The organism is Streptomyces sp. MMG1121, from assembly GCF_001280015.1.
Lineage (GTDB): Bacteria > Actinomycetota > Actinomycetes > Streptomycetales > Streptomycetaceae > Streptomyces.
The window spans coordinates 119,981-143,522 of the sequence record NZ_LGDV01000063.1; the positions used below are offsets into that span (position 1 = coordinate 119,981).

Below are 23,542 nucleotides of genomic sequence, written 5' to 3' on the forward strand. Positions count from 1 at the left end.
CATGCTGCTCACGATCGACGTCGGCAACACCCACACCGTCCTCGGCCTGTTCGACGGCGAGGACATCGTCGAGCACTGGCGCATCTCCACGGACGCGCGCCGCACGGCGGACGAGCTGGCGGTGCTGCTCCAGGGCCTGATGGGCATGCACCCGCTGCTCGGCGACGAGCTGGGCGACGGCATCGACGGCATCGCGATCTGCGCCACCGTCCCGTCGGTGCTGCACGAACTGCGCGAGGTCACCCGCAGGTACTACGGCGACGTACCCGCGGTGCTGGTCGAGCCGGGCGTGAAGACCGGCGTGCCGATCCTCACCGACAACCCCAAGGAGGTCGGCGCCGACCGGATCATCAACGCGGTCGCGGCCGTCGAGCTGTACGGCGGCCCGGCGATCGTCGTCGACTTCGGTACGGCGACCACGTTCGACGCGGTCTCCGCGCGCGGGGAGTACGTCGGCGGGGTCATCGCGCCCGGCATCGAGATCTCCGTGGAGGCGCTCGGCGTCAAGGGCGCGCAGCTGCGGAAGATCGAGGTGGCCCGGCCGCGCAGCGTGATCGGCAAGAACACGGTGGAGGCGATGCAGGCCGGCATCGTCTACGGCTTCGCCGGGCAGGTCGACGGGGTGGTGAGCCGGATGGCCCGGGAGCTGGCCGACGACCCCGACGACGTCACGGTGATCGCCACGGGCGGGCTCGCGCCGATGGTGCTGGGGGAGTCCTCGGTGATCGACGAGCACCAGCCGTGGCTGACGCTGATAGGGCTGCGCCTGGTCTACGAGCGGAACGTGTCCCGGCTGTGAGCGGACCGGCGCCCTCTTCGGGGGCGCCGGTTTTCTGTTCCCGGGCTGCAGACAGCCGCAGGTGACACCGGTCGAGGGAAACCGGGAGCGACACGCGGCGACACAGCATTCCGGTCCATCACTTTTGTCCGATTAGCGGTAGCGTCGCCGCATGCCCACGCCATACGGATCCCGCGGCGGCATGGCGTTCGGCGTGGAGGAGCTCCGTGTGCTCCGCCGCGCCCTCGCCCTCGCCCTTCACCCCGGTCCCGCCTCTGCCGGGGACGTCCAGGACTGTTTCCGGCTCGCCGAGTCGCTCGACGAGGCGATGTGCGAGGGGGCCAGACTGCGCGCGTTCCTGGTGGCCGACCTCGGCCGGTACCGGGCGGCGCTGCCGGGCACGGCCGCCGGGTACCTCACCATCCTGGAGGAGGCGCTGGGCGCCGGGCACCGGCCGACCGCGGATGATCTCGCCGCGCTGCGGGCGCTGCGCGGCAATCCCGTGGCGGCCGCGCTGCTGGACCGCTGCCAGGCGCTGGCCGAGCAGGACGTACGGGCCCGGTTCGCACAGGGCGCCCGGACCGTGCCCGCTCCCGCCGTACCGCCCGCACGGACCCGCCTGCTGGCCCTTCCCGGCGGTGCGGGCGAGCCCGTGGTCCAGGAGGCCGAGGAGCCCGCGAAACCGGCGGAGAAGCCCGCACAGAAGCCCGGGCCGACCCCTGCGGAGCGACCCGCACCCGAGCCGACGGCACCGAAGCGGCCCATCCCGACGCCGGGGGAGGTCTTCCCGCGCCGCAAACCGGCCCCGCCGACGGAGGCCGCCGAGCCCCGCCAACTGGCCGCCGGCTGATCCCGCATCTTTCGCCGGACCGCCCGTGCGGACTTCGCCGGACCGCCCGTGCGGACTTCGCCGCCGGGTGGTGCGGCCGTCATCCCCTCCGGCGTGCCCTCCCCGGCGGCTGCTTGCGGAGGTGTCGGCGCAGGTCGGGCCACCGGCCGGGGGCTTCGTGCACCCCGCCCCTTTCGCCCGTTCCCGCGTGGCTACTCTGGAGGCATGGACTACGTCTCCGCGCTCGTGCCTCCGGTCGTGATGGCCGTGTTCTTCGTCGGTCTGGTCAGGGTGATCGTGAAGACCCAGGGCGGGGCCGCCAAGGCCAAGGAGGACGCGGCCGTCGACGCCGCCCTCGCGCGCGCGGAGGGTGCGCGGCAGGCCTCGGTCGGCAGCGACGCCTGAGCCGCCCGAGTCCTTCACCCGCCCATGCCGCGCCCGTCCTCACGGCCGACGGCGCGCCCGGGCGCGGCATCGCCTTTCCCTCGGCGTACGACTCCCGCATCGCGGTGCGGCTTCGAGTCGTACGCCCTTTTTGTTCGCATTCGCAGTCTTAGTGCACGTCCGGCACGTCATTGTCCGGATCTCCCACTATTGTTCTGAGCTGTGCCTCGCCCATTGGGAGAACTCGAAGACGCGGTCATGACGCGGGTGTGGAAGTGGAACCGCCCGGTGACCGTTCGAGAAGTCCTGGAAGACCTCCAGCAGGAACGCTCGATCGCGTACACCACCGTGATGACCGTTTTGGACAATCTCCATCAGAAGGGCTGGGTGCGCCGGGAGGCGGAAGGGCGGGCCTATCGATATGAGGCCGTCTCGACGCGAGCCGCGTACGCCGCCGCCTTGATGAACGATGCGTGGTCGCAGAGTGACAACCCGGCCGCCGCTCTCGTCGCCTTCTTCGGGATGATGAGCGACGAACAGCGCCAGGCCCTCCGTGACGCCGTACGCATCGTCCAGGGGCCGGAAACCCAGGAAGCTCCCGAAGCCGCCGAACCGCGCCAAGAGGAGAACCCCGGCTCGGCACAGGACGCGGCCGGGCGATAGCGTCCGCTCATGTCAGCAGAGCACCCCGAAGTCTCCGCAAAAGCCATCACCGTCCGGCGGGCGCGGACCAGCGATGTCCCGGCCGTACGTCACCTCCTCGACGCCTACGTGCGCGACCGGATCCTGCTCGACAAAGCCACGGTCACGCTTTACGAGGACATCCAGGAGTTCTGGGTCGCGGAACGCGACGACAACGCCGAGGTGGTCGGCTGCGGTGCGCTGCACGTCATGTGGGAGGACCTCGCGGAAGTCCGCACTCTCGGGGTGAAGCCCGGCCTCAAGGGCGCCGGCGTCGGTCATCAGTTGCTGGAGAAGTTGCTGGAGACCGCACGCTGGCTCGGCGTTCGCCGCGTTTTCTGCCTGACCTTCGAAGTCGACTTCTTCGGGAAGCACGGCTTCGTGGAGATCGGGGAGACGCCCGTCGACACCGATGTCTACGCGGAGCTGTTGCGTTCCTATGACGAGGGCGTCGCGGAGTTCCTCGGTCTCGAACGAGTGAAACCGAACACCTTGGGCAACAGTCGGATGCTTCTGCATCTGTGATCGTCATTGCCCAGGTGGCTATGTCCGAAACGCGCATGTTTCCGGGCGGAGGTGGTCCACCGGCCCTCTCCCAGGGGTTTGTGTTTTTCCGGCAAAAGCGGTTTGCTTTCCGACGTACTGCAGTACTGCATATAACAGGGGCGGCGAAACGGCGGACGCCGCACACCCCTGGTCCTCAACGTTATCGATGAAAGGAAATCCGGTGGCACAGAAGGTTCAGGTCCTTCTTGTCGACGACCTCGACGGCGGCGAGGCGGACGAGACCGTGACGTTCGCGCTGGACGGCAAGACGTACGAGATCGATCTCACGACCATCAATGCGGACAAGCTGCGTGGTCTTCTCGAGCCCTATGTGAAGGGCGGGCGTCGTACCGGAGGCCGTGCCTCTGGTGGACGTGGAAAGGCGCGTGCCGCTTCCGGTGGCAACCAGGACACCGCGGCGATCCGCGCCTGGGCCAAGGAGAGCGGTTACGAGGTCAACGACCGCGGTCGTGTTCCCGCGTCCATTCGCGAGGCTTACGAGAAGGCCAACGGCTGATCCCGCCAAAAGGCGGGCGACGGCCCGGCGCACGCGCGCCGCAGCCGGATCCGGTGACACCACGCTGCCACCGTGTCCACCAGTCGCACGAGATCGGGGGCGCTCCCCTCGCGCCCCACGGCCGACAGTGCCGGCAGCGAGGCCTCGACCTCGCATCCCGGCCTGGGGGGCCGCAGCCATACGGCGGCCCCCCGTACGGAAACAGAACCGGAACCAGTCTCCGGCGGAGATTCCGGCCCGGATTCCGGCGGAGCCAGTAGAGATTCCGGCGCAGATACGGCCCCCTGTTCCGGCGGCGCCGGTGCCTCCAGCACATCGCCCGCGCCCAGGGCCCGCAGGTCGAGCGTGACGGCGCTCCACTCCAGCCAGTCCAGCAGCCCGGGCAGCTCCTCCGCGCTGCCCGCGGCCATCAGCAGTTCCATCCGGTCGCCCCGCAGGGCCACCGGAGAGCCCGGCGCGAGATGCCGGAGCGCCCCCGCGCCCGCCTCGGCCGGCACGTCCAGGACGTCGAAGCGCACTCCGGCCAGCAGCCGCAGCGGCCGTCCGGGCACTGTCGTCCACCCCAGATCGTTCTCGTACCAGTGGCGGGCCCGCGCATCCGGGCCGGCCGCAGGAGCGCAGGGCTCCGGTTCCGGATCGAGAGGCCGACGGGGAAAGGGGACCGTATGGACGGCAAGAGCATGTGCCGTAATGCCAGGGAGCCCCGTGGGCTCCGTGGGTTCCGTGGGCGTCGTGCGTTTCATGGGCTTCGTGGGAGTCGTGCGGTTCGCGTGAGCAACCGCTCGGTTCTCGGGGGCCGGGCCAGCCATGCCAACTGCAACCGGCAAAACATCTCCAGAGTTACGCTGAGTGCCCTCCCGATTGCGCGCAGTACCGGAAAAGGGGGCGCGTGGGGGTCCGGGGAGGCGCGAGGTTGTTCGCCCATAGCGGAGGGAACGGGCGCGCGCGGCATGGAGTGTCCGTGCCCGCGGGTAAGACATGCCTAGTGGGAGGGGGCGACACGCAGGACGGGCCGTCTCACGTTCGCCATCGGCGTACTGGCGAGTGGGGTAACTGCCTGGCCTGCGGGAACATCGTCTCGCACCATCAGGTTGGAGCAGATGTCGGCGTTCGGGGTCAGGAGGCCAAGGACGGTGTCGGCAGTTGGAATGAGCGGTCCCCGCTTGCGGGACTAAGCTGCGGAAGGACAGGGAGGGGAAGTTCCCCCCACTGCCTGACCGCTCTGAGGAGCGATTAACGATGTTCGAGAGGTTCACCGACCGCGCGCGGCGGGTTGTCGTCCTGGCTCAGGAAGAAGCCCGGATGCTCAACCACAACTACATCGGCACCGAGCACATCCTCCTGGGTCTCATCCACGAGGGCGAAGGTGTCGCCGCTAAGGCCCTGGAGAGCCTCGGCATTTCGCTTGAGGCGGTCCGCCAGCAGGTGGAGGAGATCATCGGCCAGGGCCAGCAGGCCCCGTCCGGGCACATCCCCTTCACCCCCCGTGCCAAGAAGGTCCTGGAGCTGTCGCTCCGCGAGGCTCTTCAGCTGGGCCACAACTACATCGGCACGGAGCACATCCTGCTCGGCCTGATCCGTGAGGGCGAGGGCGTCGCCGCCCAGGTCCTGGTCAAGCTGGGCGCAGACCTCAACCGGGTGCGGCAGCAGGTCATCCAGCTGCTCTCCGGTTACCAGGGCAAGGAGACCGCCACCGCCGGCGGCCCGGCCGAGGGTACCCCCTCGACCTCCCTCGTCCTCGACCAGTTCGGCCGGAACCTCACCCAGGCCGCTCGTGAGTCCAAGCTCGACCCGGTCATCGGGCGCGAGAAGGAGATCGAGCGGGTCATGCAGGTGCTGTCCCGCCGTACCAAGAACAACCCGGTGCTGATCGGTGAGCCCGGCGTCGGCAAGACCGCCGTCGTCGAAGGCCTCGCCCAGGCCATCGTCAAGGGCGAGGTGCCCGAGACGCTCAAGGACAAGCACCTCTACACGCTGGACCTCGGTGCCCTGGTCGCCGGCTCCCGCTACCGCGGTGACTTCGAGGAGCGCCTGAAGAAGGTGCTCAAGGAGATCCGCACCCGCGGCGACATCATCCTGTTCATCGACGAGCTGCACACGCTGGTCGGTGCGGGTGCCGCCGAGGGGGCCATCGACGCCGCCTCGATCCTGAAGCCGATGCTGGCCCGCGGTGAGCTGCAGACCATCGGTGCGACCACGCTGGACGAGTACCGCAAGCACCTGGAGAAGGACGCGGCCCTGGAGCGCCGTTTCCAGCCCATCCAGGTCGCCGAGCCGTCCCTGCCGCACACGATCGAGATCCTCAAGGGTCTGCGCGACCGCTACGAGGCCCACCACCGCGTCTCCATCACGGACGAGGCCCTGGTCCAGGCGGCCACCCTGGCCGACCGGTACATCTCGGACCGCTTCCTGCCGGACAAGGCGATCGACCTGATCGACGAGGCCGGCTCCCGGATGCGCATCCGCCGGATGACCGCTCCGCCGGACCTGCGGGAGTTCGACGAGAAGATCGCCGCCGTCCGCCGGGACAAGGAGTCCGCGATCGACTCGCAGGACTTCGAGAAGGCCGCCTCTCTCCGTGACAAGGAGAAGCAGTTGCTGGCCGGCAAGGCCAAGCGCGAGAAGGAGTGGAAGGCCGGCGACATGGACGTCGTCGCCGAGGTCGACGGCGAGCTGATCGCCGAGGTCCTCGCCACGGCCACCGGCATCCCGGTCTTCAAGCTGACCGAGGAGGAGTCCAGCCGCCTGCTGCGCATGGAGGACGAGCTCCACAAGCGGGTCATCGGCCAGGTCGACGCCGTCAAGGCGCTGTCGAAGGCGATCCGTCGTACGCGCGCGGGCCTGAAGGACCCGAAGCGTCCGGGTGGTTCGTTCATCTTCGCCGGCCCGTCCGGTGTCGGTAAGACCGAGCTGTCCAAGGCGCTCGCCGAGTTCCTCTTCGGTGACGAGGACGCGCTGATCTCCCTCGACATGTCGGAGTTCAGCGAGAAGCACACGGTCTCGCGTCTGTTCGGTTCGCCCCCCGGCTACGTGGGCTACGAAGAGGGCGGCCAGCTCACCGAGAAGGTGCGCCGCAAGCCGTTCTCCGTGGTCCTCTTCGACGAGGTCGAGAAGGCCCACCCGGACATCTTCAACTCGCTGTTGCAGATCCTGGAGGACGGTCGTCTGACCGACTCCCAGGGCCGGGTCGTGGACTTCAAGAACACGGTCATCATCATGACGACCAACCTCGGCACGCGGGACATCTCGAAGGGCTTCAACCTGGGCTTCGCGGCCTCGGGTGACACGAAGACCAACTACGAGCGCATGAAGAACAAGGTGTCGGACGAGCTGAAGCAGCACTTCCGCCCCGAGTTCCTCAACCGCGTCGACGACGTGGTCGTCTTCCCGCAGCTGACGCAGGAGGACATCCTGCGGATCGTCGACCTGATGATCGGCAAGGTCGACGAGCGCCTGAAGGACCGGGACATGGGCATCGAGCTGTCCCAGTCCGCCAAGGAGCTGCTGTCCAAGAAGGGTTACGACCCCGTGCTGGGCGCCCGGCCGCTGCGCCGCACGATCCAGCGCGAGATCGAGGACTCGCTCTCGGAGAAGATCCTCTTCGGCGAGCTGCGCCCCGGTCACATCGTGGTCGTGGACACCGAGGGCGAGGGTGAGACCAAGACCTTCACCTTCCGCGGTGAGGAGAAGTCGGCGCTGCCCGACGTCCCGCCGATCGAGCAGGCGGCCGGCGGTGCCGGGCCGAACCTGAGCAAGGACGCGTAAGCCTCCGGCGAACGGGCCGACTTGAAAGGGGCCGGTGCTCTCGGGCACCGGCCCCTTTCGGCATCCGGCGGGCCTCTTCAGAAGAAGTCGGGCCTTTTCAGAAGAAATACGGATGATTCGGCGGCACCATCACGTCGGCGGCCGCGAACTGGGCCGCGTACACGGCTGCGTCCAGGGACTCGGCCTGCTTCGCGTACAGCCCGGAGGCCAGCACCCGGTGCTCCCAGCCGCTCGGCTGCGACCCGGCGAGCGGGCGGCCGACGGCGCCGGGGAACCTCGCCGGGTCGGGGAGTCGTTCGCCGTGCCGGGTGAGGGTGCGCAGCGGAAGGACGATCGGGATGCGACCGGCGAGACGGGCCGTCCGGCCGCTCGGCCCGGCCGCGGCCGACGCGGCGAGCCACTGGATCAGCGTGGTGTTCCCCGAGCCCGCGACGCCCCGCAGCAGCACCCGGTCATGGCCGGCCAGCGCCTCGTCGGCGGGCGCGGTGACCGGGACGGCGGGTGCCGTCCCGGACGCGGGCCCGGGCGGCCCGTCGCCGCGGGTCCGCGTCGACGTCAGCTCAACTGGCCGTTGTAGTCCGGCAGTTTGAAGGTCTTCTCGGCGTGGCCGCCGGACAGGTCGGTGGCGTTGTTGCCGATGTTCGCGATGATCGTGTAGCCCTTGTGCTCGATGTCGACGCGCTGGGCCGTCTTGTAGGCGGAGACGTCCTTGAAGAGGTCGAACAGGCCGCGGACGTAGAGGCCGGAGACGTCGTAGCCGTCATGCTCCAGGTTGTACTCGGTCGGCAGGTAGATGATGCCGGGGCGGGCCGTGACGAAGAAGAGGGAGACGCCGTGCTCCTGGGCGTACTTCGCGACGTTCAGGACGGGCTTGTTGGCCGGCTGGGGGTAGCTGAAGCCGAAGTCGGTCTCCAGCGTGGTGTTGTCGATGTCGAAGACGATCGCCTGCTTCTCGCCCGGCTCGGCGGTGGCGATGCGCTGCTTCAGGTACGGCAGGGCCTGGTCCATCACCGTCTGGCAGTCCTTCTGCCAGGTCGCGTAGTCCACCTTGGCGGCGGAGGCGGAGGCGGAGGTGGAGGCAGTGGCGCTGCTCGTGGTCGCGGCCTGGGCCGGGGCGGCCAGCGCGGCCAGCGCGGCCACGGAGACGGCGGTGGCGGAGATACGGCGAGCCCAGGGGCCTCTGGTCATCGGTGGGGGTCCTCTCACACGAAACGGCCTGAATGTCAGGGGCATGATCTGAGGTGAGGGTGGCGTGAGGGGAACCGTAGGGTTACTGGACGGTAGGTGCCTAGAGGTGTGCGTCACATTCCCGTGATCGCCGGCCGGGGTTCCGGTGATAAGCCGCACAAGGGTTATGTGCCCTACTAGCGTCGATAGTGGGATGCATCGGGCGAGTAAAGGGCGCGCAAAGAGATCCTTTACCTTGGAGCCCCCCGCGGAAGAACGGCGTCGTCAGGGGTCGTGCCCGGCGAGCCAGGGCAATGTCAAGAAGTCGATGGTTTCGCGGTCATCTACTACCGGACGCCGTAGAGGGTGTGTTTTGGGGCGGATGGGGTGCTGGGCTACCAAGGAACGGCCGCACGGCGGAACGCCAGTTCGCCGGGTGGCGGTTCTGTCCCCGAGTCCATGAGGTTTCGATGTTCCAGTGCGCCACGTCCCGTTCTTCCCGTACGTCCCCGCTCCGCACCCGTGTGGCCGTCCTGGCTGCCGGAATCGGCGCCACGGCCGTCGTGGGGACCGGGGTCGCGAGCGCCGCGCCGTCCGCCGTTTCCTGGGTCGACCCGGTGAAGAAGTACACGCGCTCGGCCGGCTTCATGCAGTCCGGCGCCATGTGGCAGGCCAAGCACAGCGGCCAGGACTACGCCGTGCCGACCGGCACCGAGGTCGTCGCCGTGCACGGTGGCGCCGTCGTCAAGGCCGGTGCGAACGGCGCCGGTGACGGCCCCGCGTACGGCAACGCCGTCGTGATCAAGCATGGCGGCGGCCAGTACTCGCAGTACGCGCACCTGTCCCGGATCGACGTCAAGGCCGGCCAGGTCGTCAAGACCGGACAGCGCATCGCCCTGTCCGGCTCCACCGGCAACTCCACCGGCCCGCACCTGCACTTCGAGATCCGTACGACCCCGAACTACGGCTCCGCCGTCGACCCGGCCGCCTTCCTGCGTGCCAGGGGCGTCACCATCTGATCCGGCCCCTGGTGGTCGGCCAAGGACCGGGCGCGGCGACGGAGGACGCGGGGTCCCCCAGTCCTCGCCGGACGGTCTAGTCCTTGCCGCGGGCGTGCTCGTGTGCCTGCCGGACCAGGTCCAGGGCGACCTCGAGAACGGCCTCGCGCTTCTTCTCGGGGTCGCCTTCCAGGTCCTGCATCACGAACATCCCCGCGTGCATCGTGAACATCGCGCTGACCGAGCGGGCCTGGTCGACCAGGTCGGCGTCCGGGTCGATGAGGATGTCCCGCAGGCCGCGCATCCGGTCCTTGAAGGTCTCGCCGATGCGCAGTTCCCGTACCGTCGCCTGGTTCTCCTGCATGAAGCGGAACAGCGGCTCCGCGCCGGCGAGGGCCGTGCTGTAGCGCCGGATGATCTCCTGCTTCGTCTCCAGGGTGTTCGGCTGCTGCCGACCCCACTCGATCAGGTCCTCCATCGGCTTCGTCAAGCCGTCGAAGAGGCTGACGGTGATCTCTTCCTTCGTCTTGAAGTGGTAGTACAGGGCTGCCTTCGTGACGTCGAGACGCTCGGCGATCTCGCGCAGTGAGGTCTTCTCGTAGCCCTGCTCCGCGAAGAGTTCGAGCGCCACGTCCTGGATGCGCTGGCGGGTGTTGCCGCGGCGCTGCTGCTTGGTGCCGTCCATGGTGACGCCCATCCTCGTACTCCTCGCACTCCCGTGGAAACTTACTTGACGCCCGGCTAGTTGCAGGTCTACCTTCCCCAGTGTAGTCAACTAGCCGGGCGGCAAGTAAGCAGAAGCCGCAGGGGGAATGGAAAGAAAGATGGCGGACACAGTAGAGCGCGCCAGGGCGGGCATACCGTCCGAGACGGTGAAAGAGCCCAAGAGCGTACGGGTCGTGCTGCTCGCGCTGATGATCGCGATGATGCTCGCGATGCTCGACAACATGATCGTGGGTACGGCGATGCCGACGATCGTGGGCGAGCTGGGCGGCCTGGAGCACCTGTCCTGGGTGGTCACCGGTTACACCCTGGCCACCGCGGCCTCGACCCCCGTGTGGGGCAAGCTCGGCGACATGTACGGCCGCAAGGGCGCCTTCCTCAGCTCTATCGTGATCTTCCTGGTCGGCTCCGCGCTGAGCGGCATGGCCCAGAACATGGGCCAGCTGATCGGCTTCCGGGCCGTGCAGGGTCTCGGCGCCGGCGGTCTGATGGTCGGCGTCATGGCGATCATCGGCGACCTCGTGCCGCCGCGGGAGCGGGGCAAGTACCAGGGCATGATGGCCGGCGTGATGGCGCTGGCGATGATCGGCGGCCCGCTGGTCGGCGGCACCATCACCGACAACTGGGGCTGGCGCTGGGCCTTCTACATCAACCTGCCGCTGGGTGCCGTCGCCCTCGCGCTGGTCAGTGCCGTGCTGCACCTGCCGAAGAAGCGGTCCAAGGCGGGCATCGACTACCTCGGTGTCGTCCTGCTGACCGTCGGCATCACCTCCATCGTGCTGGTCACCACCTGGGGCGGCAGCGAGTACGCCTGGACCTCCGCGCGGATCATGGAGCTGATCGGCATCGGCGTGGCCGCGCTGGTCGGATTCGTGTTCTGGCAGACCCGGGCGTCCGAGCCGGTGCTGCCGCTGCACATCTTCCAGAGCCGCAACTTCACGCTGATGTCCTTCATCGGCTTCATCACCGGCTTCGTGATGTTCGGCGCGACGCTCTACCTGCCGCTGTACCAGCAGTCGGTGCAGGGCGCGTCCGCGACCAACTCCGGTCTGCTGCTCCTGCCGATGCTCGGTGCGATGCTGGTGACCTCGATGGTCGCGGGCCGGGTCACCACCAACAGCGGCCGCTACAAGGTCTTCCCGATCGTCGGCGGTGTGCTGATGACCACGGGCCTGTACCTGCTGTCGACCATGGACACCGGTACGACCCGGCTGACCTCCGGCATCTACATGGCCGTCCTCGGCCTGGGCATGGGCTGCCTGATGCAGATCACCATGCTGGTCGCGCAGAACAGCGTGGAGATGAAGGACATAGGCGTCGCGTCCTCGTCCGCCACCCTGTTCCGTACGCTCGGTTCGTCCTTCGGCGTCGCCATCATGGGCGCGCTGTTCAACGACCGGGTCAAGCACGTCATGGCCGAGCGGGCCGGTGCGGCCGGCAAGCACATGACCGAGAAGAGCGCGGCGCTGGACGCGAAGAGCCTGAACAAGCTGCCGCCGATGATCCGGGAGGCCTACCAGCACGCGGTGTCCTCCGGTACGCACTCGGCGTTCCTGCTGGGCGCGGTCATCGCGGTGTTCGTGCTGGCCGCGGCGGTGTTCGTGAAGGAGGTCCCGCTGCGGGGCGCCGTCGCGAAGCCTTCGGCGGAGGGCGAGGACGTCGCTCCGATGCCGATGGTCGAGGCTGTCTGAGCCTCACCTGAACGGAAGACCCCGGTCGGTGTCCGCCCCGGGGTCTTCCTCTTTTTTTCTCCCCCCGGCCGCCAGGGGGGGTGGAGTTCCTCCGGGAACCCCGGGAGCGCCCCTACGGCACCGGACTTGTCACCGCCCCGTGGCCAGCGTCGCGCCGCCCGTCGCCTCCAGGACCACGCCGGTCACGAAGCCGTTGGTGGCGAGCAGGTGGATGCTGCGGGCGATGTCCTCGGGGCGGCCGACGCGGCCCACAGGGGTGGTCGCGGCGAGGCCGTCGAAGAGGGAGCGGCGCTGCTCGGCGGGTACGGCGTCCCACCAAGGGGTGTCGATGACGCCCGGTGAGACCGCGTTGATCCGCAGCGGTGCCAGTTCCACCGCGAGCGGCGGGACGAGGGACTCCAGGGCGCCGTTGACCGCGGCGAGGCCCGCGGTGCCGGGCAGGGCGGCACGGGCGGAGGCCGCCGTCACCAGGGTCACCGAGCCTTCGTGGTTCAGGGCGGGCAGGGCGGCCTGCAGTGCCTGGACGTGCGGCCAGAACTTGCCGTCGAAGCCGGCCGCCAGCTCGGCCAGGTCCAGCTCGGCGAAGGGGCCGCCGCCCTTGCCGCCGCTGAGCGCGAGGACCAGATGATCGACAGGTCCACAGGTGGCGAAGAAGGCGTCCAGCGCGCTGCGGTCCGCCGCGTCCAGGCGGTACGTCGAGACCTTGCCGCCGATCCGGTCCGCCGCGGCGTCGAGGCGGTCCTGGCCGCGGCCGGTGATGACCACCTCCGCGCCGTCCGCCGCGAAGGCCGCGGCCGTCGCCTCCCCGATGCCGGAGCTGCCGCCCATGACGACGACGCGCTGTCCGGTGAGCGGGTGTACAGGGCTGTTCGGAGTGCTCATGACTGGCTCTCTCCTGAGAATCGCCGGGTTCCGGCCCTTTGCCGAGAACGTCGGTCTCGTTAAAGTGTTACCGAGACCGGTAGTCTCGTCAAGCGTCTTCGGAGAGCAGGCCCCGGACGCGCAGTGCCGGAGAGGATGAGCACGTGCACGACAGCCATGGCAGCAACGAACCCCGCCCGCACACCGGACGGCGCCGTAACGAGGCCGCGCGGCGGGCGATCCTCGACGCCTCGCTGGAGCTGCTCGCCGACGCCGACGGCGCCCCGGTGAGCGTGGAGACCATCGCGCGCGCGGCCGGGGTCGGAAAGCAGACCCTCTACCGCTGGTGGCCATCGAAGGGCGCTGTCCTGCTGGACGCGCTCAGCGACCGCGCCGCCCAGGACGTGCCCACGCCGGACACCGGATCCCTGCGCGAGGATCTGTGCGCGCTGGCCGTGGACACCTTCGAGGCCTCCCAGCGCCGGCCGACCGGCCCGGCCCTGCGCACCCTCGTCCGGGAGGCGGCCCGCGACGCGCATCTGGCCGAGCTGATGCGGACGTTCACGCAGGCCCGCCGGGACGTCGTACGCGCGATTCTCGAACGGGGGCGAGAGCGCGGCGAACTGCCCGCCGACCGGGACGTCGATCTGCTGGTCGACCAGTTCTACGGCCTCTTCTGGTACCGCTTCCTGCTCGGACACGCGCCGCTGGACGAGGCCACCGCGGTCCGGTTCGCTGACTCCCTGCTCCGCTGACGGATCAGGCGGTGCCGCCCGAGACCGGCAGCATCGGATAGCTGCCGGTGGCGGTCGGGGCGTGTTCCGGCAGCCACAGCACGGCCACCGCGCCCTCCGCGGGGATGTGGGCGGGGGCCCCGGCGGGCCGTACGTTGCGGAACGTCAGCCGGGCGCCGAGGACGCGGGCCTGGCCGGCCGCGATGGTCAGGCCCAGGCCGTGGCCCTGCCCGGAGCGGTCCTTGCTGCCCGTGCGGAAGCGGCTCGGGCCCTCCGCGAGGAGTTCCTCGGGGAAGCCGGGGCCGTGATCCCGTATCCGGATGACCCGGCCCTCGACGGTCACCTCGACCGGCGGCCGGCCGTGCCGGGCGGCGTTCGCCAGCAGGTTGAACAGCACCCGCTCCAGCCGGCGCGGGTCGGTGGTGACCTCCGACTCGTGCACCACCCGTACGAGGATGTCCGGGTCCTTGACCGCCACGCGCCGGGCGACGAACTCGCCGAGCATGATGTCCTGCAGCTCGGCCCGCTCCGAGGCACCGTCCAGCCGGGCCACCTCCAGGACGTCCTCGACCAGCGTGCGCATCGCCTTGGCCCGGTCCAGGACCAGTTCCGTGGGACGGCCGGGGGGCAGGAGTTCGGCCGCCGTGAGCAGGCCCGTCACGGGGGTGCGCAGTTCGTGCGCGATGTCGGCGGTGACCCGCCGCTCGGCCTCCAGACGCTGCCGCAGCGCGTCCGCCATGGCGTCGACCGCGCGTGCGAGATCGTCGGTCTCGTCCCGTACGACCCCGCCGATGGCCTCCCGCACCCGGACGTCCGTCTCGCCGTTGGCGACCTGGTTCGCGGCGGCCGCGGCCTTGCGCAGCCGCCGGGACAGCTGCCCGCCGATGAGCACGCCGAGCGCGCTGCCGCCCAGCACGACCGCGACCGAGCCGATGACCAGCGCCTGGTCCAGATCCCTCATCATGTCGGTCGAACGGTCCGGCAGATGGCTGTGGTACGACAGCACGTGCCCGTCCTTGACCGGCACGGCCGCCCAGATGTCCGGCACCCCGGCGTGCTCGGAGACGTCGCTGGCCATGCGGCCCTCTTCGACCTTCTCGCGCAGCGCGTCCGGCAGGTCGGGGTCGTCGACCTTGACGTTGGGGAAGTTCGGCCGCCGGTTCAGCTCGTAGTTGCGCTGGGCGATCAGGACCCGGTCGTTGGCCAGTTCGCGCGCGTTGTCCAGCATCGAGACCTGGGCCGCGTTGTGCACGACCAGGCTCAGCACGATCGCCACCAGCCCGGCCACCAGCGCGATCGCCGCGCTGAGCTTCCATCTGAGCCCGGTGCGCAGGCCGGCGCGCTCCATGCGCAGCATCGGCCGTCGAAGGAACCCCCACATGTGCGCCCCGCTCAGGCCTTCAGCTTGTAGCCGAAGCCGCGGACCGTCTCGATCCGGTCCTGGCCGATCTTCTGGCGCAGCCTCTGCACATGCACGTCGACGACCCGGGTGTCCCCGCCCCAGCCGTAGTCCCACACACGCTCCAGCAGCTTGTCGCGCGAGAGCACGGTGCCCGGCGCGGAGGAGAACTCGAGGAGCAGCCGCATCTCGGTGGGCGTCAGCCCCACCGTCTGTCCGGCCCGGCGCACCTCCATGCCCTCGGTGTCGACCTCCAGGTCCCCGAAGCTGAGGACCCCGCCGGTCACCTCGTCCGTGGTGTGCTCGGTCTGCGCGCTGCCGCCGGCGTGCCCGAAGCGGCGCAGTACCGCCCGGATCCGGGCGACCAGCACGGCGCCGTCGAACGGCTTGGTCACGTAGTCGTCGGCGCCCGCCTCCAGGCCGAGGACGACGTCGATGGAGTCGGCGCGCGCCGACAGCATGATCACCGGCACGGTCGACTCGTCGCGGATGCGCCGGCACAGACTGACGCCGTCCAGGCCCGGGACCATGACGTCCAGCAGTGCGATGTCGGGGCGGTTCGCCCGGAACGCCTCCAGGCCCGACAGCCCGTCGGGCATGGCGGTGACCGCGAAGCCGTCCCGCTCCAGCGCGAGCTGGGTGGCCTCGCGGATGACGTCGTCGTCCTCGACGAACAGGACGTGGGTCTGGTCTGCCATCCCGGTGCTCTCAGTCCTCGTGGTGGGGGTCAGTTGTCGGGCGCGACCGTCGTGTCGCCGCCTGCCTTGCTGTAGTCGGTCTCGTGCCTGCTCTTCTCGGCGAACCGGCCCGCCTTCCAGCTGTACGTGATCACGGTCTCCCTGGACGGGTTCGAGACCGCGTCGTCCGTGTCGTACACCTGCTTGGTCACGGTCAGATCGGAACCGTCGATCTCCGCGTAGACCGGCGACTCCTCCGCCTTGAACACATTCTCGTACGTGCCCCCGATGTCCCGGTACACGAACGAGCCGATACCCACCCAATCGCCGCAGGTCAGCACATTGACCACGACGTCGTTGACGGATCCGCCGGTCAGATCGCCGTAGGAGACGTCGACCGGGTAGTCGTCGCCGCTGCACGGCTTCAGCTCCCGCTTCACCGTCGCGGACACCTTCGGGTCCTGCTTGATCAGCGAGACCGCGTCCACCCGTCGGTAGCCGCCGTGCGGGGTCGGTGAGGGGGAGGCGACGGCTCCCGCCACCGCCGAGGCGTGCGCCGGGCCCTCGTCCCGGGCGCCCGTGCCCCCCGTGCCGCACGCGGCGACGAAAAGGAGGACGGCGGCGAGCACGGCCCCCACCGTGATCACCGCCTGTGTGCCGCCTCGGGCCCGGTCGGGCCCGGCCTCTGTCAGGCCGCGCAACGCTCCCGCTCCTCACGCTCCAGCGCGCGTGCGTCCAGGTCGCGGGCCTCCAGCTCCTCGCGGAGCCGGGCGAGCGCCCGGTGCAGCGTGCTCTTGACCGTACCGGCCGACATGCCGAGGGCGGCGGCCGTCTCCTCCGTGGACATCTGCTCCCAGTGTCGCAGTACTACAACACTGCGCTGCTTCGGCGCGAGCACCTTCATGACGTCCATCAGGAGGGCCCGGTCGGCGTGCTGCTCGGTGGAGTCGTCCACGGACGCGTCCGGCAGCTGCTCGGTCGGGACCTCTTCCAGCTTGCGTGCCCGCCACCACTCGGTCCGGGTGTTGATCATGACTCGGCGCAGATAGGCGTCGGCGAGCCGCTTGTCGGCGATGCCCTCCCAGCGGCCGTACGTGCGCACCAGCGCGGTCTGCAGCAGATCCTGGGCGTCGACCGGGTCCGGGACCAGCCGGCGGGCGCTGCGCAGCAGCGCGTCCTGCCGGGTGCGGACGTACTCCTCGAATTCGAGCACCTCGCCCTGCGCCATGATCAACCGCCTCCGTTCCCCGTTCACTCCGGCCCCGTGCCTGAAGTCCTTGCGTCCCCGTGCCCGGTGGTCTGCCGGGCACGAACAAGAAGTTACGGAGTGGTTGTCACGGCGCTGTGCGAGCCAGCCTTCGGCTAGCAATCGGCTATCCGTCGGTTGTGTAACGGCCGTACGCGCGGGGTAAGAGAGGCGGCTAATATGTCCGCTTATGCAGTACTTTGCCGGGTTGGAGGGCTGTAACGGAGGCCCCAGAGCTGTGACTTGGCTGTCCGTCAACTCAACGGCAGCCGGTACAGGCCACCCGTCAGCGGCTCCACCAGACCGTCCGTGACGAGCCCGTCGAGCGCGCGGGCACGCTGCACCGGCTCGTGCCACACCCGGTCCAGCACCGCCTGTGCCACCGGCTCGTGCGCCTCCCGCAGCACGGCCAGCAGCTTGCCGCGAACCTGCCGGTCCGTACCGGCGTACGTCTGCCCGCGCCGCGGCGGCCCCACGTGCTCCGGCTTGCCGGCCAGCCGCCAGGCGCACTGCGCGGCGATCGGACACCGCCCGCACCCCTCGTTCTTCGCCGTGCACACCAGCGCGCCCAGCTCCATGGAGGCGGCCGCCCAGCGCGCGGCGGTCCTCTCGTCCCCGGGCAGCAGCTCACGGGCGAGCCTGCGCTCGGCGGCCGTCGTCGCGTTCGGCGGGTACTGCACCCCCGTCACCGCCCGCGCGAAGACCCGGCGCACATTCGTGTCCAGCACCGCGTGCCGCTGCCCGTACGCGAACGACGCCACCGCGGCGGCCGTGTACTCGCCGATCCCGGGCAGCGCCAGCAACTGCGCGTGGTCCGTCGGTACGTCCCCGCCGTGCCGCTCCGTTATGGCTACGGCGGCTCCGTGCAGCCGCAGCGCCCGCCGCGGGTAGCCGAGCCGGCCCCAGGCGCGCACCGCCTCGCCCGGAGCCTCCTTCGCGAGGTCGGCCGGGCGCGGCCAGCGGGCCAGCCACTCCTCGTAGACGGGCAGCACGCGGTTGACCGGGGTCTGCTGGAGCATGAACTCGCTGACCATCACACCCCACGGGCCCGCCTCCGGGCGGCGCCAGGGGAGGTCGCGGGCATGGGCGTCGAACCAGGCGATCACGGGGGTGTGCAGCTTCTCAGTCATGGCCTTCCGATCCTGCCACGGCTCGGCACCCAGGGTGCGTGACCGCGCGCTCACCGGGCGTCGCGGCGCGTGAAGAGGCCTGCCGCCGACGGAAGTTGCCGGAATGATGATCCGGAAAAGTTGGTGCGCGAGCGGCGGGTGGGGCAAGCAAGCGCGCCGATCTCTCGTACAGTTTGGGCCGTGGGATCTCTGCGCAATCCGGTCGGGCCGCTTCCCTCCTCCATCTACTGGCGAAGGAGGGCCGTCATGCTGTCCGTGGTCGCCGTGCTGGCGCTGCTGATCACCTGGATCGTCACGGCCGGCGGCGGGGGCGGCAAGAAGAACACCGACGCGTCCAACGGCAAGAATCCCGCGCACACGATCACACCCGGGCCGTCCTCGTCCGGACCCGCGATCAGCCAACACCCGGGCGGGCGCGACGACTCGGGCGGCGGGGACGGCGGCGGAGGTTCCGGCGACGGCTCCTCCGGCTCCGCCGGTTCTTCGGGCTCCTCTGGGTCCGGCGGCTCGTCCTCGGGCGCGGCGGGCGGCGGCGTCGCCGCGGGCGACGCGCTCCCGGCGTCCTCCCCGCTGCCCGACTGCACGTCCTCCGCGGTGGCGCTGAGCCTGAAGAGCCTGCACAACTCCTACTCGCCGGACCAGACGCCGGCTTTCGAACTCACCGCGAAGAACAGCTCCTCGGCCGACTGCAAGATCGATCTCGGCCCGAAGAACGCGGTGTTGACCATCACGTCGTCGGCCGCCAGCACCGCCTACTGGTCCTCGGCGGACTGCCCCAAGGGTGCTGCCGCCCTGGAGTTCCGCGTGCCGGCGGGCCAGAGCATCACGTACACGGTGAAGTGGGACCGCAAGCCCAGCGCCCCTCAGTGCGCGACACCCACGGCGGGCTCGGCGAAGCCGGACACCTACTTGCTGGAAGCGAAGACGCCGGGCTTCGGGACGGTGCAGACATCGTTCGTGCTGTCGGCGGACTAGAGCGCCTGGAGCGCCCCCGGAACGGCAGATCACCGCGAGCCGTGGGGCGCCCGGCCCGGACTCAGACGTACCGCTCCAGGATGGAAGACTCCGCCAGCCGCGACAGCCCCTCCCGTACGCTCCGCGCCCGCGCCTCGCCCACACCGTCCACGGTCTGCAGGTCGTCCACGCTGGCGGCGAGCAGCTTCTGCAAGCCGCCGAAGTGCTCCACCAGCCGGTCGATGATCGCGCCCGGAAGCCGCGGAACCTTCGCCAGCAGCCGGAAGCCGCGCGGGGACACCGCGGAGTCCAGCGTCTCGGGAGACCCGGTGTAGCCCAGCGCCCGCGCCACCGTGCCGAGTTCGAGCAGCTCCGCGTGGGTCAGCGCGTCCAGCTCGGACAGCGCCTCCTCGACCGTACGGGAGCGCTTCGCCGTCGGCTCGGGGACGTAGTCCCGCACGACCAGCTCACGGTCGGGCTCGACCCCGGCGATCAACTCCTCCAGCTGAAGCGCGAGAAGACGCCCGTCCGTGCCCAGTTCGACCACATATTCAGCGATTTCGGTGGCGATGCGCCGGACCATCTCCAGCCGCTGGGCGACCGCGGACACGTCCCGGACCGTCACCAGGTCCTCGATCTCCAGCGCCGACAGCGTGCCCGCCACCTCGTCGAGGCGGAGCTTGTACCGCTCCAGCGTGGCCAGCGCCTGGTTCGCGCGGGACAGGATCGCGGCCGAGTCCTCCAGGACGCGCCGCTGACCGTCGACGTACAGCGCGATCAGCCGCATCGACTGCGAGACGGAGACCACCGGGAAGCCGACCTGCTTGCTCACCCGGTCCGCCGTACGGTGCCGCGTGCCCGTCTCCTCCGTCGGGATCGTCGGGTCCGGCACCAGCTGCACCCCGGCCCGCAGGATCTTCGACAGGTCCGACGACAGCACGATGCCGCCGTCCAGCTTGCACAGCTCCCGCAGCCGGGTCGCGGTGAACTCCACGTCCAGCACGAATCCGCCCGTGCACATCGCCTCGACCGTCTTGTCCGAGCCGAGGACGATCAGCCCGCCGGTGTTGCCGCGCAGTACGCGCTCGAGGCCGTCGCGCAGGGCCGTACCGGGAGCCACGGCGCTCAGCGAGGCGCGCATCAGGCGATCGGAACCGGCACTCCCACCGGACTTTCCGGGAGCTGCTGCCCGGTCGTTGGCTGCCACTGCACTCCTCCGGTCGCAGGTTCTGACGCGCCCCCGCACCCGCACGGGGTTCGTACGGACGGGCGAGACCTGGGCAAAGTCTACCGGCGCTCCTCCGCCTCCCGTGGGGCCTCCCGGCGACGGGAGCGCGGCAGGACCCGCAGCGCGTCCCCCATGTCCGCGACTTCCAGGACCTTCATACCGGCCGGCACCTTGCCCGGATCGGTCGGCACGAGCGCGTGCGTGAAGCCCAGCCGGTGCGCCTCGGCGAGCCGGCGCTGCACGCCCGTCACCCGTCTGACCTCGCCCGCCAGCCCCACCTCGCCGATGGCCACCAGATTCTTCGGCAGCGGGGTGTCGCTGGCGGCGGAGGCGAGCGCCAGCGCGATGGCGAGGTCGGCGGCCGGCTCGGACAGCTTCACGCCGCCCACCGTCGCCGAGTAGATGTCCCGCTTGCCGAGCGCGCTGATCCGCCCGCGCTGCTCCAGCACCGCCAGCATCATCGACACCCGGGACGTCTCCAGACCCGAGGTCGTCCGGCGCGGGGAGGGGATCTGGGAGTCCACGGTCAGCGCCTGCACCTCGGCCACCAGCGGGCGGCGGCCCTCCAGGGTGACGGTCAGGCAGGTGCCCGGCACCGGCTCGGCACGCCGGGTCAGGAACAGGCCGCTGGGGTCGGCGAGGCCCGTGATGCCCTCGTCGTGCAGCTCGAAGCAGCCGACCTCGTCCGTGGCGCCGTAGCGGTTCTTCACGCCGCGCACCAGGCGCAGGCGCGCGTGCCGGTCGCCCTCGAAGTGCAGGACGACGTCCACGAGGTGTTCGAGGAGGCGGGGGCCGGCGATCGCGCCGTCCTTGGTCACGTGGCCGACCAGCAGTGTGGACATGCCCCGGTCCTTGGACGCCCGGATCAGGGCCCCGGCGACCTCCCGCACCTGGGCCATGCCGCCGGGTGCGCCCTCGATCTCGGGAGAGGCGACCGTCTGCACCGAGTCCAGGACCAGCAGCGACGGCTTGACCTCGTCCAAGTGGCCGAGGACGGCGGACAGGTCGGTCTCGGCGGCCAGATACAGCTCGTCGTGGAGGGCGCCGATGCGGTCCGCGCGCAGCCGCACCTGGCTCGCCGACTCCTCGCCGGTGACATAGAGGGTGCGGTGCTCGGCGCTCGCGGACTTGGCGGCCACGTCGAGAAGGAGGGTGGACTTGCCGACGCCCGGCTCGCCCGCCAGCAGGACCACCGCGCCGGGCACCAGGCCGCCGCCGAGCACCCGGTCCAGCTCGGGCACGCCGGTCGTACGGGCGGTGGCCTGCCTGCCGTCGACCTGGCCGATGGGCAGCGCGGAGGTGGTGACTCGGCCCGGCGCGGTCGTACGCACCGCGGGCGTGCCGTACTCCTCGACCGTGCCCCACGCCTGGCATTCGGGGCAGCGGCCGAGCCACTTGGCCGTCTGCCAGCCGCACTCGGTGCAGCGGTAGGACGGGCGGTCCTTGGTGGTCTTCGTGCGGGCAGCCATGCGGAAACCGTAGCCCGCGGCACTGACAACCCGACCCGGGGCCGCGTATGAGTGAGCCGGTACCGGCCGCCTCCCGTCGGCTTCGAGCCCCGGGGAAAGGGACTCCTGTCCCCTTATGAGGGATCGTTTCACCCGTATGGATTAAAAGTGCTCAAGGTTCGAGAAGGGGCGCTCCGCCGCCGCCTACGGTCGCACGGGTGATGAGCAGCAGTCCGGAGACCACGACCCGCACCACCGGCGAGCACCGGGTGCATCGCGCGGCGCGCGAAGCACGGGAGGCGCGGGAGGGGCGCGAGGCACGGGAGGGGCGCGACCGCGCCGCCGCACGCACCCTGGCCCACCGGTTGCCGGCGCGCTACGAGCCGTATCTGGACGGACTGTTCACCTACTGCCTGTCGGTGCTGTGCGACCACGACGCGGCCACCACCGCCCTCGGCGACGTCCTCGCCCTGGCCGAACGGCGCGCGCACCGCATCCCGGAGCCCGCCGCCGACCGCAGGGCCTGGCTGTACGCACTGGCCCGCTGGGCGTGCCTGCGCGGGCTCGCCGAGGCCAAGCAGAAACGTCAGGCCACCCACGCGGCGGGCCGTTCCACCCCGGGAAAAGCGGCCGGCGACCAGGTCCCCGATCCGCTCCTCGCGCCGGAGATCCAGGAGCAGCGGCGCCGCGAACTCGCCCTGCTGGCCTGGCCGGAGGCGGCCGGCACCACCCCGGAGCAGCGCGAGGCCCTGGAACTCGCCGTCCGCCACCACCTCGCCGCCCACGAGGTCGCCGCCGTCCTCGGCATGGAGCCGGCCGCCGCGCGCGACCTGCTCGCCTCCGCCGCATGCGAGGTCGAGCGCACCCGTGCCGCGCTCGCCGTGGTCGAGACCGGAGGCTGCCCGAGCGTGGCCCACCTCACGGGCGACAGCCGGCTGGTCCTGAGCACCGCGCTGCGCCGCGAACTGGTCCGGCACGTCGACGACTGCCCGCGCTGCCGCCGCACCGCCGAGCGCGCCGTGTCCGGCCGCTGGCCCGGCGCGACGGTCACCCCTGCCGAGCTGCCCGTCCTCGAAGCGCCCCGCGCGGCCCTGCACCTGGCCCTCGCCCACCACCCACGCGCGCGGGGCGCCGCGGTACCCCGGTTCGACCGGCGCGGCTTCCCGATGGACCCCAAGGACCGCGCGGCCCGTCGCGACCGACTACGCGCGCGTGCCGTCACGACGACCGTCGTCGCCACCGTCGTCGCCGCCCCCGTCCTGGCCCTGTGGGCCGCCTACCGGGGCGCCCCCACGGCGGACGGTGACGGCCGCTCGCCCACCGCGAGCGAGGGGCAGGGCCCCGACGCCCTCGGCAGCGATCCGGGCGGCGGCTACGAGAACGCGGGGAACGCCAGCGTGAAGCCCGGCGCGCGGGCCGGCGGGCACGGCAAGGCGGACGTCTCCGTGGAGGTCGTCAGCGTCGCCGGAGCGGGGAGGAAGGGCGCTGGGCAGCTGGACGTCAGTGCCGCCAACGACGGCGACACCACGCTGATCACCCTGTCCGCCTCGGGCTCCGCACCGGTGCGCTGGTCCGCGTCCATGCCGGCGGGCTGGCTCTACCTCAGCCAGTCGGCGGGAACCCTGAACCCCGGCGAGACGTTGACGATCAAGGTGTACGTCGACCATCTGCGCGAGCCCTCCGGCCACTGGCGCGCACAGGTGGCGATCTCCCCGGCGGGCACGGTGGTCACGATCGACGGCTACGGCACGGCCCCGACCCGCCCGACCCCGCCACCGTCATCGGC

The 23,542-nt window shown here is 70.6% G+C and carries 24 protein-coding genes; 12 read left to right on the forward strand and 12 right to left on the reverse strand.

Translation table 11 applies throughout. The annotated features are described in order from the left end of the window. Position 1: 1 nt before the first annotated feature. The 6 genes from ADK64_RS07860 (at position 2) to ADK64_RS07885 (ending at position 3,735) form a co-directional block, all read left to right on the forward strand. Entirely contained in the window at positions 2–799 is a 798-nt protein-coding gene (locus tag ADK64_RS07860) for a type III pantothenate kinase (RefSeq protein WP_053656451.1), read from the forward strand. 181 nt (positions 800–980) lie between these two features. Beyond that, positions 981–1,628: a hypothetical protein gene (locus ADK64_RS07865; protein ID WP_053656452.1), complete on the forward strand. Its 648-nt coding sequence runs from the start codon at positions 981–983 to the stop codon at positions 1,626–1,628. A gap of 204 nt (positions 1,629–1,832) precedes the next feature. Beyond that, on the forward strand, positions 1,833–2,012 hold the full coding sequence (locus ADK64_RS07870) for a hypothetical protein (RefSeq protein ID WP_053656454.1): 180 nt from the start codon (positions 1,833–1,835) through the stop codon (positions 2,010–2,012). Positions 2,013–2,249: 237 nt separating this feature from the next. Next, entirely contained in the window at positions 2,250–2,654 is a 405-nt protein-coding gene (locus tag ADK64_RS07875) for a BlaI/MecI/CopY family transcriptional regulator (protein WP_053656456.1), read from the forward strand. Between the two features lie 9 nt (positions 2,655–2,663). Further along, a complete protein-coding gene (locus ADK64_RS07880) occupies positions 2,664–3,197 on the forward strand; it encodes an amino-acid N-acetyltransferase (RefSeq protein WP_053656458.1) in 534 nt (177 codons plus the stop codon). Positions 3,198–3,399: 202 nt separating this feature from the next. Next, the gene (locus tag ADK64_RS07885; RefSeq protein WP_053656460.1) at positions 3,400–3,735 is read left to right on the forward strand and encodes a histone-like nucleoid-structuring protein Lsr2; all 336 of its coding nucleotides are present in this window, start codon (positions 3,400–3,402) and stop codon (positions 3,733–3,735) included. Here the strand turns inward: ADK64_RS07885 and ADK64_RS07890 are convergent. Beyond that, positions 3,714–4,478, reverse strand: coding sequence for an SCO3374 family protein (locus ADK64_RS07890; protein WP_199829521.1), 765 nt, complete (start codon positions 4,476–4,478; stop codon positions 3,714–3,716). The genes ADK64_RS07885 and ADK64_RS07890 overlap by 22 nt on opposite strands. Before the next feature lie 496 nt (positions 4,479–4,974). On the opposite strand from ADK64_RS07890, the gene ADK64_RS07895 reads away from it, so the two are divergent. After that, positions 4,975–7,500 (forward strand): ATP-dependent Clp protease ATP-binding subunit, encoded by a 2,526-nt coding sequence (locus tag ADK64_RS07895; RefSeq protein WP_053656462.1) that lies wholly within the window; start codon positions 4,975–4,977, stop codon positions 7,498–7,500. A gap of 97 nt (positions 7,501–7,597) precedes the next feature. Here the strand turns inward: ADK64_RS07895 and ADK64_RS07900 are convergent, their stop codons facing one another. Together ADK64_RS07900 and ADK64_RS07905 are read right to left on the reverse strand one after the other, a co-directional pair. Beyond that, positions 7,598–7,948 (reverse strand): NACHT domain-containing protein, encoded by a 351-nt coding sequence (locus ADK64_RS07900; RefSeq protein WP_053656463.1) that lies wholly within the window; start codon positions 7,946–7,948, stop codon positions 7,598–7,600. A 107-nt stretch (positions 7,949–8,055) separates the two neighbouring features. Further along, complete coding sequence (locus tag ADK64_RS07905) at positions 8,056–8,688, reverse strand: HAD family acid phosphatase (protein ID WP_053656464.1); 633 nt, start codon at positions 8,686–8,688, stop codon at positions 8,056–8,058. A 449-nt stretch (positions 8,689–9,137) separates the two neighbouring features. Here ADK64_RS07905 and ADK64_RS07910 point away from each other — a divergent pair, with 449 nt between their 5' ends. Further along, positions 9,138–9,686, forward strand: coding sequence for a M23 family metallopeptidase (locus ADK64_RS07910; RefSeq protein ID WP_053656465.1), 549 nt, complete (start codon positions 9,138–9,140; stop codon positions 9,684–9,686). A 76-nt stretch (positions 9,687–9,762) separates the two neighbouring features. Here ADK64_RS07910 and ADK64_RS07915 read toward each other — a convergent pair whose 3' ends face one another. Then, complete coding sequence (locus ADK64_RS07915) at positions 9,763–10,362, reverse strand: TetR/AcrR family transcriptional regulator (RefSeq protein WP_053656466.1); 600 nt, start codon at positions 10,360–10,362, stop codon at positions 9,763–9,765. Positions 10,363–10,489: 127 nt separating this feature from the next. On the opposite strand from ADK64_RS07915, the gene ADK64_RS07920 reads away from it, so the two are divergent. After that, positions 10,490–12,079, forward strand: a complete 1,590-nt coding sequence (locus ADK64_RS07920; protein ID WP_078992546.1) for an MDR family MFS transporter — start codon at positions 10,490–10,492, stop codon at positions 12,077–12,079. Between the two features lie 129 nt (positions 12,080–12,208). Here the strand turns inward: ADK64_RS07920 and ADK64_RS07925 are convergent, their stop codons facing one another. Beyond that, positions 12,209–12,961 (reverse strand): SDR family oxidoreductase, encoded by a 753-nt coding sequence (locus ADK64_RS07925; RefSeq protein ID WP_053656468.1) that lies wholly within the window; start codon positions 12,959–12,961, stop codon positions 12,209–12,211. A 143-nt stretch (positions 12,962–13,104) separates the two neighbouring features. On the opposite strand from ADK64_RS07925, the gene ADK64_RS07930 reads away from it, so the two are divergent. Beyond that, positions 13,105–13,695, forward strand: coding sequence for a TetR/AcrR family transcriptional regulator (locus ADK64_RS07930; protein WP_053656470.1), 591 nt, complete (start codon positions 13,105–13,107; stop codon positions 13,693–13,695). A gap of 4 nt (positions 13,696–13,699) precedes the next feature. Here ADK64_RS07930 and cseC read toward each other — a convergent pair whose 3' ends face one another. From cseC to ADK64_RS07955, 5 genes are all read right to left on the reverse strand, one after another. Beyond that, positions 13,700–15,055 carry a two-component system sensor histidine kinase CseC gene (cseC, locus tag ADK64_RS07935; RefSeq protein WP_053656472.1) on the reverse strand — a complete coding sequence of 452 codons (1,356 nt, stop codon included), beginning with the start codon at positions 15,053–15,055 and terminating at the stop codon, positions 13,700–13,702. An 11-nt stretch (positions 15,056–15,066) separates the two neighbouring features. Further along, a complete protein-coding gene (cseB, locus tag ADK64_RS07940) occupies positions 15,067–15,771 on the reverse strand; it encodes a two-component system response regulator CseB (RefSeq protein WP_053656474.1) in 705 nt (234 codons plus the stop codon). Between the two features lie 29 nt (positions 15,772–15,800). After that, positions 15,801–16,451, reverse strand: coding sequence for a hypothetical protein (locus ADK64_RS07945; protein ID WP_199829522.1), 651 nt, complete (start codon positions 16,449–16,451; stop codon positions 15,801–15,803). Further along, the gene (locus ADK64_RS07950; RefSeq protein ID WP_030751823.1) at positions 16,439–16,978 is read right to left on the reverse strand and encodes a SigE family RNA polymerase sigma factor; all 540 of its coding nucleotides are present in this window, start codon (positions 16,976–16,978) and stop codon (positions 16,439–16,441) included. The genes ADK64_RS07945 and ADK64_RS07950 overlap by 13 nt, the downstream gene beginning before the upstream one ends. Positions 16,979–17,250: 272 nt before the next feature. Continuing rightward, positions 17,251–18,126: an A/G-specific adenine glycosylase gene (locus ADK64_RS07955; protein ID WP_053656477.1), complete on the reverse strand. Its 876-nt coding sequence runs from the start codon at positions 18,124–18,126 to the stop codon at positions 17,251–17,253. 180 nt (positions 18,127–18,306) lie between these two features. On the opposite strand from ADK64_RS07955, the gene ADK64_RS07960 reads away from it, so the two are divergent. Next, positions 18,307–19,101 carry a hypothetical protein gene (locus tag ADK64_RS07960; protein WP_199829523.1) on the forward strand — a complete coding sequence of 265 codons (795 nt, stop codon included), beginning with the start codon at positions 18,307–18,309 and terminating at the stop codon, positions 19,099–19,101. A gap of 61 nt (positions 19,102–19,162) precedes the next feature. Here ADK64_RS07960 and disA read toward each other — a convergent pair whose 3' ends face one another. Then, positions 19,163–20,287, reverse strand: coding sequence for a DNA integrity scanning diadenylate cyclase DisA (gene disA / locus ADK64_RS07965; RefSeq protein WP_053656479.1), 1,125 nt, complete (start codon positions 20,285–20,287; stop codon positions 19,163–19,165). 80 nt (positions 20,288–20,367) lie between these two features. Further along, positions 20,368–21,777, reverse strand: coding sequence for a DNA repair protein RadA (gene radA, locus ADK64_RS07970; protein WP_053656481.1), 1,410 nt, complete (start codon positions 21,775–21,777; stop codon positions 20,368–20,370). A 197-nt stretch (positions 21,778–21,974) separates the two neighbouring features. Between radA and ADK64_RS07975 the strand changes: the two genes are divergently transcribed. Further along, positions 21,975–23,542: BACON domain-containing protein (locus ADK64_RS07975; protein ID WP_053656508.1), on the forward strand; the 1,568-nt coding region annotated here is incomplete at its 3' end.

Coding starts and splice junctions, on each gene's coding strand:
- ADK64_RS07905 (WP_053656464.1), bottom strand. CDS start 8,688: ATGACCAGAGGCCCCTGGGCTCGCCGTATCTCCGCCACCGCCGTCTCC.
- ADK64_RS07865 (WP_053656452.1), top strand. CDS start 981: ATGGCGTTCGGCGTGGAGGAGCTCCGTGTGCTCCGCCGCGCCCTCGCC.
- ADK64_RS07950 (WP_030751823.1), bottom strand. CDS start 16,978: ATGGCGCAGGGCGAGGTGCTCGAATTCGAGGAGTACGTCCGCACCCGG.
- ADK64_RS07870 (WP_053656454.1), top strand. CDS start 1,833: ATGGACTACGTCTCCGCGCTCGTGCCTCCGGTCGTGATGGCCGTGTTC.
- ADK64_RS07920 (WP_078992546.1), top strand. CDS start 10,490: ATGGCGGACACAGTAGAGCGCGCCAGGGCGGGCATACCGTCCGAGACG.
- ADK64_RS07890 (WP_199829521.1), bottom strand. CDS start 4,478: ATGAAACGCACGACGCCCACGGAACCCACGGAGCCCACGGGGCTCCCT.
- ADK64_RS07875 (WP_053656456.1), top strand. CDS start 2,250: ATGACGCGGGTGTGGAAGTGGAACCGCCCGGTGACCGTTCGAGAAGTC.
- ADK64_RS07895 (WP_053656462.1), top strand. CDS start 4,975: ATGTTCGAGAGGTTCACCGACCGCGCGCGGCGGGTTGTCGTCCTGGCT.
- radA (WP_053656481.1), bottom strand. CDS start 21,777: ATGGCTGCCCGCACGAAGACCACCAAGGACCGCCCGTCCTACCGCTGC.
- ADK64_RS07925 (WP_053656468.1), bottom strand. CDS start 12,961: ATGAGCACTCCGAACAGCCCTGTACACCCGCTCACCGGACAGCGCGTC.
- ADK64_RS07910 (WP_053656465.1), top strand. CDS start 9,138: ATGTTCCAGTGCGCCACGTCCCGTTCTTCCCGTACGTCCCCGCTCCGC.
- ADK64_RS07880 (WP_053656458.1), top strand. CDS start 2,664: ATGTCAGCAGAGCACCCCGAAGTCTCCGCAAAAGCCATCACCGTCCGG.
- cseB (WP_053656474.1), bottom strand. CDS start 15,771: ATGGCAGACCAGACCCACGTCCTGTTCGTCGAGGACGACGACGTCATC.
- ADK64_RS07955 (WP_053656477.1), bottom strand. CDS start 18,126: ATGACTGAGAAGCTGCACACCCCCGTGATCGCCTGGTTCGACGCCCAT.
- ADK64_RS07915 (WP_053656466.1), bottom strand. CDS start 10,362: ATGGGCGTCACCATGGACGGCACCAAGCAGCAGCGCCGCGGCAACACC.
- cseC (WP_053656472.1), bottom strand. CDS start 15,055: ATGTGGGGGTTCCTTCGACGGCCGATGCTGCGCATGGAGCGCGCCGGC.
- ADK64_RS07860 (WP_053656451.1), top strand. CDS start 2: ATGCTGCTCACGATCGACGTCGGCAACACCCACACCGTCCTCGGCCTG.